Raw genomic sequence first — 2596 nt, 5'->3', positions numbered from 1 at the left:
CCTACCGGACCGGCAAAGGCGGGTTCCGCCTGCGCTGCCGGTGGGAGGTGGAAGACCTCGGTCGTGGGCTGTGGCAGATCGTGATCACGGAAATCCCCTATCAGGTTCAGAAATCGCGCCTGATCGAAAAGATCGCCGAACTGATCCAGACCAAGAAGATCCCCATTCTGGGCGATGTGCGAGATGAATCCGCCGATGATGTGCGCATGATCATCGAACCGCGGTCCAAGAACGTCGATCCCGAACTTCTCATGGGGATGCTGTTCCGCAACTCCGATCTGGAGGTGCGTTTCTCGCTCAACATGAACGTGCTGATCGACGGCGTCACGCCCAAGGTCTGTTCGATGAAAGAGGTCCTGCGCGCCTTTCTCGACCATCGGCGCGAAGTGTTGCAGCGGCGGTCCCGGCATCGGCTGGAAAAGATCGATCACCGGCTGGAGGTTCTCGAAGGGTTTATCATCGCCTTTCTGAACCTTGACCGTTTGATCGACATCATCCGCTACGACGACGACCCCAAGGCCGCCCTGATGCGCGAGGACTGGGGCAGGGATCATGTCCGGGCGCGGGATGAGGATGATTACGTCACGCCGCCCCCGGGGGAGGGTGAGCTGAGCGAGGTTCAGGCGGATGCGATTCTGAACATGCGCCTGCGCTCCCTGCGTCGGTTGGAGGAACTGGAACTGCTGCGCGAGCAGGCCGCTCTGATGGAGGAGCGCGCCGGGCTAGAGGACCTGCTCGATAGCGAAGGACTGCAGTGGGACACCATCTCGGCACAGTTGCGGGATACGAAGAAGCAGTTCGGCAAGGACTGGCCGGGCGGCGCCCGCCGCACCACCTTTGCCGAGGCGGGGGAGGTCGAGGACGTTCCGATCGAGGCCATGATCGACCGCGAACCGATCACGGTGGTCTGTTCGCAGATGGGCTGGGTCCGCGCCATGACGGGGCATATCGACCTGAACCGCGAACTCAAGTTCAAGGACGGGGACGGGCCGCGATTCATCTTCCACGCCGAAACGACCGACCGCCTGCTGGTCTTCGGCTCGAACGGGCGCTTCTACACGATATCGGCGGCAAACCTGCCGGGCGGGCGCGGCATGGGCGAGCCCCTGCGCCTGATGGTGGACCTGCCCAACGAGGCGCAGATAGTGGCGCTCTTCATTCACCAGCCGGGGCGCAGGCTGCTCGTGGCATCTTCTGCCGGGGACGGTTTCGTCGTGCCGGAGGACGAAGTGGTCGCGCAGACCCGCAGCGGGAAACAGGTTCTCAACGTGCGGGGGGAGACCCGCGCGCTGATCTGTCGGCCTGTCACGGGGGATTCCGTCGCCACGGTGGGCGAGAACCGCAAGGTGCTGGTCTTCGGTCTCGACGAACTGCCCGAAATGAATCGCGGCAAGGGCGTGCGGCTGCAGAAGTTCAAGGACGGTGGCCTGAGCGACGCCATCACCTTTGTCGGCGCGGATGGCCTCGTCTGGCAGGATCCGGCGGGGCGGACCCGGACACAGTCAGACCTTGCCGAATGGACCGGAAAACGCGCCGGTGCGGGCCGCATGGCTCCCCGCGGCTTCCCGCGGAACAACCGCTTCGACTGATTGGCGGCGGCGGTGCATACTTCGGATTCTGCCGCGCATCCACCAGAGCCGGCTGCCGATCACGGCCCGCCGGGGGCGATGAGAGTAGATTTCGTCGGCAAGCGCGCCGGGCTGTTCTGGCTTGCGCTCAAGACCGCGCTGCTGACGGTACTGACGCTAGGCATTTACCGGTTCTGGATGAAGACCCGGTTGCGCCGCTGGTACTGGTCCGCGATCCGGCCCGGGGGGCATGGGCTAGAATATACCGGTGATCCGCTGGAAAAGCTGCTTGGCTTTCTGATCGCCGTGGTGGTGCTGACCTTTTATCTTGGCATCGTCAATCTGCTGCTGATGTTTGTCAGCTTTTCCGTCTTCGCGGCGTCTTGGGTCGGGTATGTGGCCAGTGCTCTGGGTATCGTGCCGCTTCTGTTCTACGCCCGCTACCGTGCCCGTCGCTACATCCTGTCCCGCACGCGCTGGCGCGGGGTGCGCTTCGGGGTGGCGCGCGGCGCATGGGGCTATGCCGCGCGGGGGGTGGCGCATTGGTGCATCACCCTCCTGTCGCTCGGCCTGCTTTGGCCCCGCATGACATTCTGGCTGGAAAAATACCGTACAGACAGAACCTATTTCGGCTCGGTCAGGCTGGTTCAGGGAGGGCGCTGGGTAATGCTCTACCCCGCGACCATCCCCTTCGTGCTGAGCCTGCTGGGGCTGATCGCCAGTTTGATCTGGATTTTCTGGGCAATGCCGGTGGTGCCCGATTGGGTCGCGTTCGAGCGAGACGCGCAAAGGCTGTTCGAAGAAATTGCCGCCGGGGGCAGCCCTGTTATCGATCTGAACGCCCCTTGGCGGCTGGGGCTTTTGCCGTTTTTCGCGGCGGGGCTGCTTTACGGNGCGATACACTACCGCTGGGTCTGCAAACGTATTCTGGCAAACAACAAATACGCCTTTGGGCTGTCGCTGCAATCGCGGCTGTCCGGCGCTCGGGTGGCTTTCATCTACGTTTTCGGAAATTTGATCGCTTATCT

The 2596-nt window shown here is 63.1% G+C and carries 2 protein-coding genes; both read left to right on the top strand.

Features of this window, described 5'->3' with window-relative positions; all coding sequences use genetic code 11:
• Positions 1–1589 (top strand): DNA gyrase subunit A (locus A3764_RS06130; protein WP_067951324.1); only part of this gene is annotated, 1589 nt, incomplete at its 5' end.
• Between the two features lie 78 nt (positions 1590–1667).
• The coding region (locus tag A3764_RS06125; protein ID WP_067951321.1) for a DUF898 family protein at positions 1668–2596 on the top strand (929 nt) is incomplete at its 3' end.

It is taken from the genome of Sulfitobacter sp. HI0129 (genome assembly GCF_001635395.1).
GTDB lineage: Bacteria > Pseudomonadota > Alphaproteobacteria > Rhodobacterales > Rhodobacteraceae > Sulfitobacter.
This window is presented reverse-complemented; position numbering and strand designations above follow the sequence as displayed.